This is a genomic window from Mesorhizobium sp. Arg314 (genome assembly GCF_053714275.1).
On record NZ_JBSKBP010000068.1, the window covers coordinates 1,730 to 16,899 of the forward strand.

General features: G+C 60.3%; 15 protein-coding genes. 3 read left to right on the forward strand and 12 right to left on the reverse strand.

Features of this window, described 5'->3' with window-relative positions:
• Positions 1 to 405: 405 nt before the first annotated feature.
• From ACWGS9_RS31985 to ACWGS9_RS31995, 3 genes are read left to right on the forward strand one after another with little or no spacing between them, the layout of a single operon-like run.
• A complete protein-coding gene (locus ACWGS9_RS31985) occupies positions 406 to 759 on the forward strand; it encodes a hypothetical protein (protein WP_454508981.1) in 354 nt (117 codons plus the stop codon).
• Between the two features lie 55 nt (positions 760 to 814).
• Positions 815 to 1,360, forward strand: coding sequence for a hypothetical protein (locus ACWGS9_RS31990; protein ID WP_454508982.1), 546 nt, complete (start codon positions 815 to 817; stop codon positions 1,358 to 1,360).
• A complete protein-coding gene (locus ACWGS9_RS31995) occupies positions 1,357 to 2,391 on the forward strand; it encodes a hypothetical protein (protein ID WP_454508983.1) in 1,035 nt (344 codons plus the stop codon). Before ACWGS9_RS31990 ends, ACWGS9_RS31995 begins: the two co-directional genes overlap by 4 nt.
• Positions 2,392 to 2,408: 17 nt before the next feature.
• Here ACWGS9_RS31995 and ACWGS9_RS32000 read toward each other — a convergent pair whose 3' ends face one another.
• The 12 genes from ACWGS9_RS32000 to ACWGS9_RS32055 all read right to left on the reverse strand — a co-directional run.
• Positions 2,409 to 2,738: a hypothetical protein gene (locus ACWGS9_RS32000; protein ID WP_454508984.1), complete on the reverse strand. Its 330-nt coding sequence runs from the start codon at positions 2,736 to 2,738 to the stop codon at positions 2,409 to 2,411.
• A gap of 68 nt (positions 2,739 to 2,806) precedes the next feature.
• The gene (locus ACWGS9_RS32005; RefSeq protein WP_454508985.1) at positions 2,807 to 4,963 is read right to left on the reverse strand and encodes a type IV secretory system conjugative DNA transfer family protein; all 2,157 of its coding nucleotides are present in this window, start codon (positions 4,961 to 4,963) and stop codon (positions 2,807 to 2,809) included.
• A 12-nt stretch (positions 4,964 to 4,975) separates the two neighbouring features.
• A complete protein-coding gene (virB11, locus tag ACWGS9_RS32010; protein ID WP_454508986.1) occupies positions 4,976 to 6,001 on the reverse strand; it encodes a P-type DNA transfer ATPase VirB11 in 1,026 nt (341 codons plus the stop codon).
• The gene (gene virB10, locus ACWGS9_RS32015; protein WP_454508987.1) at positions 5,998 to 7,470 is read right to left on the reverse strand and encodes a type IV secretion system protein VirB10; all 1,473 of its coding nucleotides are present in this window, start codon (positions 7,468 to 7,470) and stop codon (positions 5,998 to 6,000) included. Before virB10 ends, virB11 begins: the two co-directional genes overlap by 4 nt.
• Positions 7,471 to 8,274 carry a TrbG/VirB9 family P-type conjugative transfer protein gene (locus ACWGS9_RS32020; RefSeq protein WP_454508988.1) on the reverse strand — a complete coding sequence of 268 codons (804 nt, stop codon included), beginning with the start codon at positions 8,272 to 8,274 and terminating at the stop codon, positions 7,471 to 7,473. It lies immediately after the preceding gene.
• Positions 8,271 to 8,990, reverse strand: coding sequence for a VirB8 family type IV secretion system protein (locus tag ACWGS9_RS32025; protein WP_454508989.1), 720 nt, complete (start codon positions 8,988 to 8,990; stop codon positions 8,271 to 8,273). The genes ACWGS9_RS32020 and ACWGS9_RS32025 overlap by 4 nt, the downstream gene beginning before the upstream one ends.
• 71 nt (positions 8,991 to 9,061) lie before the next feature.
• On the reverse strand, positions 9,062 to 10,069 hold the full coding sequence (locus ACWGS9_RS32030) for a TrbL/VirB6 family protein (protein ID WP_454508990.1): 1,008 nt from the start codon (positions 10,067 to 10,069) through the stop codon (positions 9,062 to 9,064).
• Between the two features lie 210 nt (positions 10,070 to 10,279).
• Positions 10,280 to 11,014: a type IV secretion system protein gene (locus ACWGS9_RS32035; protein WP_454508991.1), complete on the reverse strand. Its 735-nt coding sequence runs from the start codon at positions 11,012 to 11,014 to the stop codon at positions 10,280 to 10,282.
• A gap of 10 nt (positions 11,015 to 11,024) precedes the next feature.
• The gene (locus ACWGS9_RS32040; RefSeq protein ID WP_454508992.1) at positions 11,025 to 12,185 is read right to left on the reverse strand and encodes a transglycosylase SLT domain-containing protein; all 1,161 of its coding nucleotides are present in this window, start codon (positions 12,183 to 12,185) and stop codon (positions 11,025 to 11,027) included.
• On the reverse strand, positions 12,169 to 14,571 hold the full coding sequence (locus tag ACWGS9_RS32045; protein ID WP_454508993.1) for a VirB4 family type IV secretion/conjugal transfer ATPase: 2,403 nt from the start codon (positions 14,569 to 14,571) through the stop codon (positions 12,169 to 12,171). Before ACWGS9_RS32045 ends, ACWGS9_RS32040 begins: the two co-directional genes overlap by 17 nt.
• Positions 14,568 to 14,861, reverse strand: coding sequence for a VirB3 family type IV secretion system protein (locus ACWGS9_RS32050; RefSeq protein ID WP_454508994.1), 294 nt, complete (start codon positions 14,859 to 14,861; stop codon positions 14,568 to 14,570). The genes ACWGS9_RS32045 and ACWGS9_RS32050 overlap by 4 nt, the downstream gene beginning before the upstream one ends.
• 4 nt (positions 14,862 to 14,865) lie before the next feature.
• Positions 14,866 to 15,170, reverse strand: a 305-nt coding sequence (locus tag ACWGS9_RS32055) for a TrbC/VirB2 family type IV secretion system protein (protein ID WP_454508995.1), incomplete at its 5' end; no start/stop codon positions are given.

Genomic DNA, 15,170 nt, shown 5'->3' on the forward strand with positions numbered 1-15,170 from the left:
TGATGAAGCCCAGACGCTCGGCTTCGGCCACATATTTCTTGCACGTATTGAGATGGTCTGCGGGTATCATCTTCCACGCCTGGGAGTGCGAAACGGTTTTGCCCAGCACTCCCGTCAAAGAACATCCCACAGCTATCGGCGGGGCCTCGCCGTTGCTCAAACGGCACCACACGGTCGCGTGGATCGCTGAAACGGCCATCCTTCGGATGCCAGCGCGCCATATTAAATAAATATTAGGGAGGCCTTTACTTTGGCACTTGCTTCTGAAGTATAATATGAAACTTCGATGCACGGACATTGCTCAGCAGAGCGGCCGTGTAGAACACTCTGTCCCGAATTTTTTCTGAATGCGGTCGGTATCGGCTTGCGTTTCATGGTGGTGCGCGTCGTTCTTGTGAGGGCAAGATGGTGCAGATCGTCAAGACAACCGCAATCGTCAACAACGAAGTCGCCTTGCTGGCGTGGCGAACCGATCCCGACCCAATTCCCGACTGCCTTGGCGTCCACATTGTCCGGCAAATCCTGAAGGATGACAGCGACGACATTGTCGAAGAGCGGCCGCTTGCGGCAACCTTGCTGGAGGTCGCGGCGCCGCGGATGCGGCTGATCCTGTCCGACGCCGGCAAGCGCGACGGCAAGGATGAAGCCACCGGCAAACCGGCCCACACCTACGACACCCGAAAGGCCGATGCCCGTGCGGCCAATGTCAGCTGGCAGCATAAGGCCGACAGATGCATATCGCCGTATTTCGCCGGATAGGTTTCACGACGATCCACCCCTGCGAAGGGGATCGTTTCAGCAACGCAGGTTTGCCATGGCCGACAGCTTGGTAATGATTATCCGCCACGCCGAGAAACCGCTCGCAGAAGGGCCGGACCTCGGTGTCGATGAACTTGGCCAGGCCGATGACAAGTCATTGATCGTGCGCGGTTGGCAACGCGCCGGCGCTCTTGCCCATCTGTTCTTCGATCCTCCGCCATCGCTGCAGGTGCCTGTCGCCATCGTCGCCTCGGCGCCGATCAAGAGAGATGGCAGCGGCCTGCGCAGCCTCCGGCCAACACAAACCGTCGCGCCCCTCGCGCGCCGCCTGCAGCTCGATCCGGACACCACCTTTTCCAAAGGGCAAGAGGACTTGGCGGGACCTGCAGTCCGGCGGCACCCCTCCCCTGTCCTCGTGTGCTGGCAACATGAGGCAATTCCGCGCCTGGCCGCCGCAATCGTCGAATCCGCCGCGATCGCACCGGCTGTGTGGAACGACACTGACTACGACAGCATCTGGCTGCTGACCTTCTCCGACGCTGACCGGCGCTGGACTTTCCAAAGCGAGAAACAGCGCCTTTTGGCAGGAGATAGCCCATGACAACCGATTCCCAGGCGCCTGCCAAAACCAACACCAAAACCTTTGGCGACTATGCACGGTTCGTCCGCGACTGGATCGGGTTCCCCGCCGCGGTGATCACGGCAATCACCGCCCTGTACGTGCCGGCCAAAAACAACGTCCTTGCCGCCCTGGGCCGGGACGCGCCAAGTCTGTCCTTGGACTATTTGTACATCGATAGCCTCAATCTGGGCCTTGATGACGCCGCCATCGCGCAACAGGCCAACGAGGTCTTCGTCACCGTGCCTGTCTACCACTACACCTTGACGAACGCAGGACCGACCGCGGCGACCGTCAGGCCCCAGCTGACCTGTTCGACGGATACGCTGACTGGCCACTTCAATCTCATCGACACGACCACAACCAGGCGGCAGTTGAACGATTTTAAGCTATCAGCCAATGAGTCGGCTTTCGTCAACATCGTACTGGCGGAATCCGGAACTCCCGAACAGGGGTACCGGCCCACCGCAAAACCCTTTACCTGCGAGATGGCCTATGCCGACAAATACGGCTTTCAGAAGCTGGTCATACCGTTTGACGACGGGCAGCCGAAAAAGACGAAGTCAGAGAAAAATTTGAGCATCAATCCCCTCTCGTTTGGAGGTGTCGACGATCGAAGGATTGGGCTGAGGGAGCTTTATTGCCCCGACATGGTCCGTGGCCTCGATCTGGGCACCGGCCCCATCGACTGCCTGTCTGATAAGCAGCTTCTGGCGATTGATCCGGTCTACCTCTGGGAAGGCGCGCTGCAGCGGGTGTTGCGTCAGGCGAATGATTTCCGACAGGCGACAGCTGGAACGGCGCCGCGGACCCCGGGCCTCATCCTGACGAAGTGTGAGGGGCCGGATTGCGCGACCAAGACCGATGAGATGTTGCGCACGCTGCATTCGTCCACGCCGGCACTAACTGTCTGGATGTGTCCGGAAAAGCCGCCGGGTCAGGATCAAACGCCGCCGGCGAAGGTTGTCCTTCACGACGTTTGCGAGGAACACAGCTTCCCCGTCACGCCCTAACGCGCAGCCTCGTGGAGCTACACAGCGACTTGGCGGCAGACGTGACGCTTGCAATTTAAGCGCACGAGCCCACAATCATAGCATGAGGCGACCCCGCTCCACCCGTCAGCAAACAGGTTGGTGCGGTTGTTTCCCACGTTATGCCGCCATGCCGACTTGCTGCCGGCCTTAAGCTTGGCCGCGACTTCCGCCGTGAATTCCCGGGCATTGAGCACTGCATTATCGAGATTGCTGACCTTGGCCGGGATGAGGTCCTTCAGCAGTCCGCCGAAATCCAGAACGTCCTTGTAGGCGGTGCGTTCGACATCGAGGTTGAAAGCTTCCTGGCGCCCCGTCTCGAACGTCAATGCCCTCGTTCTCAAGAAGCGGAACCATGCGTTGCGCCCCAGGGATCGACAACGCCTCCCCATAGGGATCACTCGTCCACGACGTCCGGCAATGCTTCTGCGACGATGCTTAAATTGCGGTCGAATGTCTCGGTATCGGCCGACTGCGGACGGAAAGATTTGGCCTGGGCGAGAATGGCCGCAATCACAGCCTCTTTTTGCGGCGAGATTCTGGTCGCCGCCGCGCGGGCCGCCAATGCCGAAAAATCGATGGCATTTGCCGCCGCCGGTGTCGGCGGGATGAGGGTCGCCTCAACGCCGGCCTTTTGCGGCCCGGGGAAGCGGCGGTGAGGAGTAGGCCGGTGGGTACGTCCGATTTTTGCAGCGAACGTCGCACCGCGCTGCAGCCGCGAGTGTGTAAAGCCGGAGCGGTAGCGCGGCGCAACCGGCACAATCGACTGGACCGATGGGGAGGGGAGGGACGCGCTGGCAGTGACGGGTTTGGCGTGCTTTGCATTCGCCCTTTCCGGGAGGGCCATGAAAGCGCGCTTGGAGAGTTCACGATCAGCGAAATAGAAATTCCGGGTTGCAAGGATCGCGTCCTCACCGCGCGGTAAAATGACGACCTTGCTCTTGTCCATGGTGCGGATTTCGTCGGGACGCATGAGCGGCCGGCGTACTTGCTTGTTGTGAACGGAGCGCGTGTAATAGGTGTCGAAAAGGCTCGCCTGGGTTCTGGTGACGTCCTTCTGAAATTCGGATGTTTCGCCTATCTGCTCAGAGACGTAGCGCAGATCGTCGGTCTCCTGGGCGCCGAAAAAGATCTGGACTCGGGCAGCGTTGATCAGCGTTTCGCGGCTTTCTTTCCGGTAGATCTCGTCGACGGATTTCAGGGATTGCACGAAAAACCAAATTGGCACGCCGTGGCCGCCAAGGACTGTCGCCATGTCCGTGACCTTCTCAAGCTTGCCGAGGTTCTGAAATTCATCGAGCAGGACAAGCACCTGATGTTCGCCCGGGCGCGGCATGGATTCGGACATGAAGTTCATCATCTGCGTGATGAGCACATTGAACAGGGGGCCGAGGGAAGCCATCTGCTCGCGCCGAAAATCGAGATAGAGCGAGACGCGCTCGCTCTTGAGATTGCGGATGTCGAAGGAGCTCCGCGAGGTTGCCCGCATAAGTCGCTCGTTCAGGAAGGGCGCCATGCCGGTGCGGACGCCGGCATAGAGACCGGAAAACTGCTTCTCTGCCATGTCCGCGTAGGGCAGAAGCGTTTGCAGCGTGAAATCCGACACTTCATGCCGGCGTTTGTCGCGCAAGCTCGCCAGGAACTCCAGGATCGGCTCATCAGTGCCGTTCATGATCCTGAGGATGCTGGCGAAGCTGCGGTTTTCGTCGGCGATCTGCGGGGACTCCATGACGTAAGAGGCAATGCCGGTGAAGAGGAGGCGGGCATCGTTGACCCAATAAGGATCGGCGTTCGCAGGCGGCCGCGGAAAGAGCGCGGCCGCCATGTTGCGCAGGTCGATGTCCCGCTGAGCCGAATCGAGGGAAATAAAATCCATCGGATTATAGAAGGCGGTGTTGCCATCGCGGTCGGCCGGCGCGAAGCGGACGACCTGGCTTAACGTGGCCCGATGGCCGGCTGTCGCTTCGTAGGTCTCGCCGCGCAGATCGAGCACGACGAGCGAATGTGGCCACATCAGCGCGTTCGGAATGATCAACGCTGCGCCTTTGCCTGACCTCGGCGGTCCAATGACGAAGCCGCCCACGTCATCGCCGTCGATCCAAAGTTTCTTGCCGCCGCGAAGTCTGGGGCGCGTCAGGCTCAATTTGCCCGTGCGCCGATCGCGGTGCGGGGCAAAGACGTTGACCAGCCTGCCGCCGGCGCGTCCGATGAAGATGCCTCTCGGCTTCAGCAGGCCGGCCCGGCGAACGTCCGCCATCGACATGAATTTCGCGTCGTTGCCCTTGGGTGGCCGCATCAAGAAAGCGATCACGAGCGGCAGGACGAAGCCGAATACGGCCGCGGCACCGGCGTACTGAAGCTTTGCAAAACTTCCAGCTTTCAGGTCCGTCCAGGCGTAGTCTAAGACTGGTCGCGGGTCCGCATTGATATCGTCAAAGAGAAAATGCGAACCGGTCCTGTACCAGTCCGTAGCCGCGTATGCGACCAAAAACAGCAAGGCACCCAGCGCCACGGCCATCAGCACCAAGAAGATCCTGCCAGCGATCTTTTCCATAGTGCGTCCTCGTCAGGGCGTCTCCGCCTTCGTGAACTTGATTTCGCTGATCGATCGGCGCCCGCCTTCGCCGCGCACCATCTGCACAACGACCGGGATCACCTCGCGCAGGTACTCGAGAACCTCGCTGCGAGAGAGCCCGACATTGCTTTGCATGACCATCAGGGCCAGGCGCTCATGGGCCGAGCGGGCGGAGTTGGCGTGAACGGTCGTCAGCGAACCCGGATGACCGGTATTGATGGCTTGTAGGAAGGAAAATGTCTCGGCGCCGCGCAGTTCGCCGAGCAGCAACCGGTCGGGCCGCATTCGCAGCGATGCCTCGAGAAGCTGTTGCGGCGTAACCCTGGCAAGGCCCTGGTCGCCTTTCGAGGCAAGCAGCGTCACCGTGTTTAGCGTTGCCGGCTTGAGTTCGCGCGTATCCTCGATGGTTATGATGCGCTCATGAGATGGGATGATCTTCAACAACGCGTTGAGGAAGGTCGTCTTGCCGGTTGACGTGCCGCCGGAGACAATGAGCGAAATCCGATTGCAAACCGCGTATTGCAGGAATTCCAACGGCGAAGTGTCATGCAACATCTCGGCAAGCTGCTTTTCTTCGGCCGAGAGCGCCAGGCCACCGCCCATCTGGGTCTGTTCGAACGCGCCCATCTTTGCGTAGTCGCCAAGGGTCATGTCCATGATGACTTGCTTGCGGATGGAGATCGCGCCGCCATCGTGTGCCGCCGGCGGCAGCACGCATTGGAAGCGCTCGCCTGAGGGCAGAGCGGCCGCCAGGACCGGCGTGACTTCGTTGACGACCTGGTTGGTGGCCGAAGCGACACCGACCGAGACCGAGCGTATCCAGTTTTTCGTAAGCTCGCGTTTGACGACGTGCTGCATCTCCTTTGTGCCAAGGCGCTCAATGAAAACTTCGCCGGGTCGATTGATGGCGATTTCCGAAACCGTTTCTTCCTCCATATAGGGCCAGATCGGTTCCAGTTCGGCGCGCAGAACCGGCGCGCGCATCCAGGCGTTCGGCACGGGCTGCACGACATTCATTTGGCCGGATTCCCGTAGCCTGGATAATAGGGATCAGCCTCAGCTTTTGGCGTCGTTAAGAGCGGCGTCGGAGCGAGCGCCTTTGCCGGCTTCCCGCCGCGCTTCAGTCGAACCAGCTCCTCTTGCACCGGATCTGCATAGAGCTCGGAAAAATCCAGATCACGGCGAACGAAGGCGACAATCGGCGTGCCTTGGTCCACGTAGATCGTCGGCGGAATGTTCTGTGTGTCGCGGAATGCCTCTTGTGCCAGCTGTTGCAGCGCCGTCGAGGATTTGTCGAAGGCGATGCTGCGGGGATCGCGCTGCTGACCGGAGCCGCCATAGGTGGTCGTGGCCGTCTGCCCCGTGACGGGGTCCACGGTTGTCACCTGTTGTTGCTGGCTGCCGTTGCCATGGTCGGCGAGGGAAGACAGGTACTCCGAAACGCCGCCCACCACGGAAAGCATGATCGCATTGCCATAGCGTTCGAGCCAATGCGTATCGACGCGGCCGCCGAGACCGCCCCGTCCAAGACTGTCGGCTCCAGGCGAGGCAATGTCGACCGACACCCCGTCGGAACGTATGACGCGGTTCCAGACGATGAAAACACGCTTTTGCCCGCGCGCGATCCCCGAACGATATTCGCCGGTCAGCCGAGAGCCCTTCGGAATCAGAATGCGGCGGCCGTCGAGCGAATAGACGTCTTCGCGCGCCACCGCGCGAACCATGCCAGGCAGATCGGTGTTGATGGCGGTTTCCAAAAATCCGCGGATCATCGTGCCTTCAGGGATCAAAGCATCGGTGCGGCGGAAAACCCGCGCCTTGGCCATCGCATTCGAATGGGTTTCCGATTGCGCGAGGAAAGCCTTGTTGGGATCGGTGTCGGCTCCTGGCACTGGAACAAGCTGACCGTTAGCGGCGATTTGTGTCTGGGCCTGCTGATCGTGCTCGGCGGCCGGGCTCGCTTGCTCGCTGGTAATCATCTGGTTCGACCGCAGGCGCTCCCACATTGCCTTTTGGTGCTCAGCCTCGTCGGCCTTCCGGCGGGCCTCCTCGTCGGCTGCTGACTTGCGGCGAGCTTCTTCTTCTTCGGCTTTGCGGCGCGCCTGTTCGGCTGCCAATTGGGCTTCGATGGCGCGCCGCTGCGCGTCGAGATCTCCGCCTTGCTGGACCGTCTGATCCACATTGTCAGCCTGCTGCTTGTTGGTCTCGCCTTCCGCGGGCGGCGGAACAACGATCTGGTCGATTGTCTTGTCGGCCGCTTGTGGCGTCTCGGCGAGCGCCGGCGGGCGAAATTCAGGCGGGTTGAAATTGTCACTAGCGTCCGATGCCGCATCACGAGAGCGCGGCTCGCGAGGCCAATTGATCCAGATCAGCGCGCTCGCCACAATCAATCCTATGGCGACCATGGCAACTTTGGCGCCTACTCCGGCATAGCGTCGAGCAACGGACGGACCGCCATCAAGCTCGTTATAGTCGATGTTGCTCATCTATCGTCCCCTCGTGGACGGGGAAGAGAAGGGGCCGGACCCGCGCACCAGCTTTCTCGGCCCATAGACGTCGGAGACAGGATCCGCCTTGGACGGCCGCGCTCGATTGTAGAGGCAAAGCGTTTTGCCGTCGGCCCTCAGCGTGAATTGCCGGCCGGTCTTGTCAACGACCGTGTATTTTCCCTGGGTCCGCTGATTGACAAGCGATTCCTGGCCTTTTTCATCGACGACGAAGATGGCCGGGATGTCGGCCGAGAACTCCAGGAACATCTTGGTGCCGTCGTCGAAAGCAACACGCGGCTTCAAGCTGTCATCCCCGACATAGACGTAATTGTAGTTGAGATCGGCATAGTTGAGGTTCTTGAGATCGGGATCGGCAGCGCTTTTCTGGGCTTCAGAAAGCAAGCGCGCGTTTTGATCCTCGTCCGCGTATTTGAACCGGACCTGGAACGACGCACGGTCGCGATCGCTGTCGGTGGCTTTGAGCAACAGCGAATAGACGCGCCGGTCGGTAATGACGTTGACATTCGTCCAGGCGTCGCGTTCGAGCGGCTTGATGAAGAGAAAGCGCGAGCCGCGTTTGGGCACGATCGACCAGCCTTTCGTGTCGCCGGCCGAAACCGTTTCGATGACTTCGGACGGGCTGAGCTCAATCATCGTGGAGACGCCGAGCGCGGCATTGACCGTCGCCACATTGTCGTTGTCGAAAGGCACGTAGCGGATACGATAGTCCCGCGACGCAGCGTAGCTGGCCGAGCCAAGCAAGATCAGCAGCGACAGGGCGGCCCCAATGTTGGTCTTCATGGCGCGCTCCCTGCCGTCGGTGCGGACTCCTGATCGCGACGGTATTCCATCACCTGGAAGCCAAGCGGATTGTCGAAGCGCCATTCGTTCTTGATCGGGGTCGTCGTGTAGCGGAATTTCACCACGGCCACCCAATTGTCGGTCGCGGAAGAATTCTCGCGACGCGTCGTGGTCGAAAACCGCACCGACGCGGTCGTGTTGTTGAGCAGTGACACCGACTTGACGTCGACGGAAACGGTGACATTGCGACCGTAGATCTTGTCGAGCGACTGCGCGTTGGACGGCGTGTAGCCCCAAGTCAAATCCTTTGACGCCGTTCCCGTCGAATAAAGCTGCGCAAGATCATAGTTCTGCTTGATCTCGCTCGCGTCATAGGTTTCGCGGGCGCGGATATAGCGAACAAGATTGGCGGCCGTGACCGCCTCATTTTGCGACAGATCGCCCGGTTTGAGCGCGCGCGCAATTTCGAGATAGCCGGTCGTCTTGTCGACCTCGATCACATAGGGCTCGAATTGCCTGAGCGGGAGGATCAGGACCAGCGCCAGCAATGACAGGCCTGCAACCACGCTGGCGACGCCGCTGATTAGCCAGGCCAGCGTACGCGATCGTCTGAGAGACCGGTGTGTGTCGTCCTCCCATGTCGCGCCAGCCTGATAGTAGCGCTCATCGAGGAGTTTGCCGGTCTCGGCGGCTAGGCTTGCCTGGATTTTTGTCACTTTACTTTAGCCTCATGTCCAAACTCCCGCTGCGGCCACAAAGCCGCATTCATCAGGCCGATGCCTGCGATCTAGGCCAATGGCCTCGCGTTATCGCGCGCCGCTTGCTGAATGGATGAGCGAGCCGCCTCGCTACTGCGGGACGTCCTGAACCGTTGCCAACGGTTTGCAACAAGCCGCGCTCCCGAATAGCGGGCAACGTTGCCCGGGACATTCCCATAGGAGCGGTATGCTCCAACTGTGCTGAGATAGCCGCCGCCATTCAGTATCGAGGCGATCGCCGGGATTTGCATGAGCACATAGATGCCGATGATCGTGACCAGGACGAGCGGCAGGACCATGGACATTTTGTTGTCGACGCTGGCGCCTCCCGACGTGGCCGTGTTCAAGGCAAGATTGACCAGCGAAAAATAAAAGCCCAGGAAGCCATATATGAGGATTTGCTGGATGATCAGATAGGTGGTCAGCGAAATGAACCCCTCGCTCATCCGGGTTGACCACCGGTAGAGCCAAAGGACAATCCAGACCGGCGCCAGCGCCAAAGTGATGAACAGCATGATCTTGGCCGCGATGATTGCCGCTATCGCAAGCGCCGAAAAGATGATGGCGGCCAGGAGCACGATGGTGGAAAGCAGCGCGCCGAATATGTCGTAAAAAGTGCCGCTGTAGACCTGATTGGCAACATCCTGGGCACCGCGGTAGAGATTGTCGATCAAGGCTGGGATCGCATCTTGATCCGCGAGCTGGTTGCCGGTGGCGCGAGAGACGGCCCCGACGATGATCTTGCCGATTTCGCTCGGCACCGCCTGCACGAGCTTGTAGATCGTCTCGGAAAACGTGCCCCAACCATTCAGCAACAGGTAGATGACCACCGCACGACCGAGGCGGTACACCGACTCGATCGGAGAGATCGCCTCGCGGCCGCTGACGATCGAGTAGCCCCACCAGATGATGTAGACGGTGAGCATGAGCGCGTAGACATTCCCCAGCGCGTAGCCGAGCTGCATGTAGACGCTGGAGACAAAGCCTCTTCCGACGTCATCGATGCCTCCCAGAATGCTTGTCGCCAGCCCGTTCATCCATCCTCGACAACACGATCGAAGGGCGTGGCGTTGACCGGCTTCAAGGGTCCGCAGCTCGCGTCGCCGGCATAAGCCAGCGGCGCGCACGGCGCCTTGAGCTCGCGACCTGGCCTGGCGCACCCGGCCACCGTGACGCTCGTCACCGTGACAGCGACTACGGCGACCCACCGCCACAAAGCTGGCATCCGTTTCGCTCGCGCCGTCAAATCAGTTCCCGCTTTTACCGAAGTTTTGGAATGGATTGACTTGCGCCGGCGTCATCAGCTTTTGCACCTGGCTTTGCCGCAACAGCCGGGTCTTCATTTCCTCGTTGAGCGCGGCGACAGCACCATTCTGGACGCCGATGAGCTCGTTGACCGCACGTGCGTTCTCGAGCTGCATGCGCGTGTTTTGATCGACCGAGCCTTTCACGTCCTCGGACTGTCCGATCTGGCCGCTGGCCGACTGCAACGACTGTTCGCGTTGCGCGACCCCTTGCGAGGCCTGCGACGTCAAGGCGCTTAACAGCGACGCGACGTTGACGCTGCCGCTATAGGCCGTATTGACGGCACTGCTGCCATTACCGGTGATTTGCTGGAGCTGTTTGACCAGCTGCAGGCCGTTGATGACCGCTCCGGCGATCTTCTGGATTTCAGGAGACAGCCCGCCGAAAGAGAGGGCGCCGCCATTAAGGATCGATCCGAAGCTCGGCGCTTGCGCAATCGACATATTGCCGCCCAAGCCCATTTGGCCAATGCCGAGAGAGCCGTTGCGGCTGCCCGTCAAGGCTTGCAGGATCTGATTGCTCTTCTCGAGGATGTCCTTGTTGGATCCCATGATCGAATTGGTGTTGTCCGCGTTCTGGCGGGCAATGTCCAAATTCGCATTGTCGATGACCGCGATTTGCGCGTGAGTGGCACTCGACAGAAGTGTTACACATGCTGCGATAGCGATTTTTCTCACTCTCAGCCTCCTATTCCTGAATTGCTTCGATCGCGCGAGCCGCGCCGCTTGGATCGGCGTTGGTTTGCACCGACTGCGCGTTCCCGGAAGCGGCGTGCGCGCTCTGGCTGGCACAGGGTAGCCATTGGCTGCGATCGATCCGCAGGCGTTGAAGCTCGGCCGGGTCGCATGAAAATGGATTTGGGGATTCACCCTGTGGCGGGGCAATGATCCGCGCGGTCTGCGAGGCTCCGACGTTGCTCAGCGAAAGATACTGACCGAGGAGGGCGGTGAAGTCGGAGGCCTGATTGATATATTGGCCGGTCACGTCCGTATTGAGACTTCGAGCGGACGAGTCGAGCTCCCAGGCATCCTTGTATTCGCCAACTTGGCCGACGCCGCCGGCGAGCGCGTCGATCTGCGAGGAATTGGCCGTCATCTGTGCGGAGCTTCCGTCAAGGTCAGCCGCGGCTTTGGTGACAGAATCGAGAGCGCCGCTTTGGGCAGCCCCGCCCGGTCCGCTCGATGTCACGATGCTGATCGCCGGTGGGGACGCCGCCGGCGCCTGTCCGCTCGCGACGTAACTGTCGAAATAGCTGTGCCAGCGGCCGACGCCTGAGGCCCACTGCGCCTGTTCGGCGGCATTGGAGCCATTATAGAAACTCGCCAGGCAGCTGTAGTTGCTGGCGCCGCACTGTGCGACGCCTTTGCCGAGATACTTGACGCCGCCCTCGACGTTTTGCTCATTGATGTCGCGATCGAAGCCGAGCTGCCTGCCCGTTCCCTTTGTCAGTTGCATCACGCCCTTGACGCCGGTGTGAGAGCCGGCGCAGCTGTCGAAGCGGGATTCCTGATAGGCGACCGACAGGGCCAGTCCCTCCGGGACGCCATATTTTTGGGCATAGTAACGGATGAGCTTGGCGTTTTCGGCGTCGTGGTTCAGCGCCTCACCGGGGGAGCGATTGAACATTTGCGACCTGTACTTATTCGAATAGGTGCAAACGACACTCTTTTTCTTCTCCTGCTCGTCGGATTTGGTTTCTTGCGATTTTGCGCTGTGCTGCTCGTCTTGCGCGCGCTGATCCAGATTGGAATTGTCGATGACGGCGATCTGGGCCAGCGCCGGGGCAACCGCCATCTGCCCCGGCATGATCGCGGCCGCGGCGATCACGCGGCTAAGCAGCTTCTTCATGCTCGCTCTCCCATCCACAAAGGTATGGCAGCCACGCTTCCGGCTCTTGCCCGTAAATCTCCCGTAGCCGTTCGCATTCCTTGATGTTGGTTTCGTTGGTCGACAGCACCTTGATGAGGTCTGGCATGCCCGACAGGTCGAGCTTCGCCACAACGGAATCGCTGTCGTGCTTGACCAGGAACGTGCGCGTTTCCTTGGCGGTGCGGCGCACAAACTCGAACTCCTTCGCCGTCAGCGAAAAGCGCGCCATGTAGGAGTCTTTGCTCGCCTTCGGGTTGGGGAAAAAGATGTTGGTTTTCGTCTGCTCGATCAGCGAGGACGAGATCGACGAATTCACCACGTCCTCGGCCGTCTGGGTGCCAAAGCCGACGACACCATTGCGCCGGCGGATTGTTTTCAGCGTCTCGTTGATGAAGGCGGCGAACACGTCGTCATCGAGCAGCTTCCAGCCTTCATCGAGGAACATGAGAAGCGGTGTGCCGTCGATGATCTCTTCGAGACGATGGAAGATGTAGAGCAGAGCGGCCGAGCGCAATTTTTTATCGGCCAGGATCTTGGTCATGTCGAACCCGACCACCGGCTTGGAGAAATCGACGAGATCGACGGGGTTGTTGAAGAGCCAGCCTTTGTCGCCAGGGTTCAGCCAGGGTTCAATTCGCGCCGCGAGATCGTTCATTCCCGGCGCCAGCGAGCCGCGCAGCACCTCCGGCAGTAACTCGAACGTGCGTTGTTGGCGCGGGATCTTGTAGACCTTGTCGACGGCCGTGTTGATCACGCGCATTTCCGCCACGTCCAGCGACCCGTCGTCAGGTGTCAGGATGTAGCGCAGCAGCCCTTCCAGAAACGTGCGGTTTTCTGCCGTGTCTTCCAGCTGAAGCGGCGCAAAGCCGGTGGCCTGCATCGGCTGCATGACTTCGTAGCGGCCACCGAGCGCGCGAATGAAGAGCTCGGCGCCCCGCATGTAGTCGAAGTACACGCAGCGGGGTCGCGGCGAAATCCGCATCGCCTGGGCCATCAGGAATGACAGCACGACCGTCTTGCCCGAACCGGTCGGACCAAAAACGGTGAAGTGACCGACGTCGTGAACGTGAAAGTTGAAATAATAGGCTGTCTGGCTGGTCGTCTCGAGAAGCGCGATCGGCCGCTTCCAGTGCAGTCCTTCACGCTGGCCGGAGGGAAAATTGTGGCCTGAAAACAGCCCGGCAAAATTCAGCGACGAGATCAGGGCGCGGCGCGCAATGTAGCTGAAATTGCCGGGCAGCTGTGCCCAAAACGCAAGTTCGCTGTTGAGCGTTTCCCGCACCGGCACGATCGACATGCGCGACAGTTCGGTACTTATGTCGGACAGGGAGCGGTTGAGCCCTTGGACGTCGGCAGCCAGCGCCATCACCGTCATGTGGTGCTGTCCGAAAACCACCTCGCCACCGGCAAGCTTGTCAGCGCCGGCGTGGACCGAATCCTCGACAGAGGTTCCGGCCTCATCCGAACCGCTGACCTGGTTGGAGATCGTGTTGATGCGGCGCATGGCCGTCACGCGATCTTCAATCGCGAATGACTGCGTCAGGATAAATTCATGCGGGAGCCGCAACAGGCCATCCAGCGACCCGGGTGCCGTGAAGGGCGGGTATTCCTTGATCGACACCATGGCGCCAATCTTGCTTTCATGCGCTCCCCTGATCTCCAGAGCGGATTTGCCGAAGAAGATTTGCCGGGTCGCACAGGCAGTCGCCAAGCTCATGCGCGGCAGCGGCATTTCGACATCCGCGCCGCCGGCAAGGATCTTGGCGATGAATTCGGCGGGTTCGGAAAACACGCTGCTCCGCCGTGTCACCACCCCCAGGAGCCGCGCGCCATAGGCCGAAAAGTCCTTGACGACGCCATTGAGGACATCCTGCAATTCGGCCATGGCCTCTTCACGTGTCTCTTCGCCGGCGGTACTGATGCGGAAGGCGTTGAGCGCCTTGTCGACCCAGCCGACGCGCCCGACCATCGGGCGGCGGATGAGCGTCAGGAAAGCCTCGTTGACGAACAGGTTCTTTGAGCCCAACTCGTCCATGTAGCGGGCATCGAGCTCCGCCACGAAAGGGTTGTCGAAATCCCCTTCGATCTCCGGCGTCACGTGACGCCGGATGATGGTCGAATAGGCGGCAAAACGGGACGTGGAGAGATTGCGGAATGTCGTGTTGCGGTTGAACATGCGGTTGTTGAGCTCTGCCTGATCCATGGTCTGGAAGGGCAGGCCGCTAAGCTGAATGACCCCGACGAGAAAGCCGCTTTTCGTGACGACCAGGTTGTCGTCGACATGGCGCAAATAGGGGACATGGGCCTCGACAGGCTTTTCCCGTTTGCGTGCTTTGGCGAATTTCAGGTCGGCGTTGACGGTCACGGTGAATAGCTCCTCGCGCCCCAAAAGCCTGAATTCGCGACCGCGCCGCGCTTCGACAGTCGGCGTTCGACGATGTGGAAGATGTAAGGATCGCGCTGGCACAGATAGGCGCTCACCAGATGCGTCGCGCTGAACAGGCAAAGGCCGAGCGTAAAACTGCTGGTCGCGATGAATCCAATGACGGCAGCCATGCCGTTAAGCGCGAACACTTCGTAGCGCACGCCCCATTTCATCGGCGGGCGCGTCAGGGGCAGGCTTACCGGCTCGACATAGACCTCTTCGTCGTCCATCGGCTCACGCGCCTCCGGCGGTTGACCGGATGGAATCGACCAGAGCTGCAGCGCCAAAAACCAGAGCGATGCCGATGATGATGGAAAGGGCCATCATCCACACCAGTCTGCCGGTCATGGCAAGGAAGCCGAGAAAGCAAACTGCTATGATCCCAAAAGATCGAGCAATGCTGCCCTGCAGCACACCGACGAACCATTGCAGCACGCCCTCGACCGGGGCAGCCGACTGCGCGTATGCGCTTGCCGGCGCGAGCGCCATGCCGATCGCCGCAGCGGCTATAAACTGCAGGGCGAATTTGCCCGCCTTTT

Excerpts from the sequence above, each read along its gene's own strand:
- ACWGS9_RS31985 (WP_454508981.1), top strand. The coding sequence starts at position 406 with ATGGTGCAGATCGTCAAGACAACCGCAATCGTCAACAACGAAGTCGCC.
- virB10 (WP_454508987.1), bottom strand. The coding sequence starts at position 7,470 with ATGAGCAACATCGACTATAACGAGCTTGATGGCGGTCCGTCCGTTGCT.
- ACWGS9_RS32030 (WP_454508990.1), bottom strand. The coding sequence starts at position 10,069 with ATGAACGGGCTGGCGACAAGCATTCTGGGAGGCATCGATGACGTCGGA.
- ACWGS9_RS32050 (WP_454508994.1), bottom strand. The coding sequence starts at position 14,861 with ATGGACGACGAAGAGGTCTATGTCGAGCCGGTAAGCCTGCCCCTGACG.
- ACWGS9_RS31995 (WP_454508983.1), top strand. The coding sequence starts at position 1,357 with ATGACAACCGATTCCCAGGCGCCTGCCAAAACCAACACCAAAACCTTT.
- ACWGS9_RS32005 (WP_454508985.1), bottom strand. The coding sequence starts at position 4,963 with ATGGAAAAGATCGCTGGCAGGATCTTCTTGGTGCTGATGGCCGTGGCG.
- ACWGS9_RS32020 (WP_454508988.1), bottom strand. The coding sequence starts at position 8,274 with ATGAAGACCAACATTGGGGCCGCCCTGTCGCTGCTGATCTTGCTTGGC.
- virB11 (WP_454508986.1), bottom strand. The coding sequence starts at position 6,001 with ATGAATGTCGTGCAGCCCGTGCCGAACGCCTGGATGCGCGCGCCGGTT.
- ACWGS9_RS32040 (WP_454508992.1), bottom strand. The coding sequence starts at position 12,185 with ATGAAGAAGCTGCTTAGCCGCGTGATCGCCGCGGCCGCGATCATGCCG.
- ACWGS9_RS31990 (WP_454508982.1), top strand. The coding sequence starts at position 815 with ATGGCCGACAGCTTGGTAATGATTATCCGCCACGCCGAGAAACCGCTC.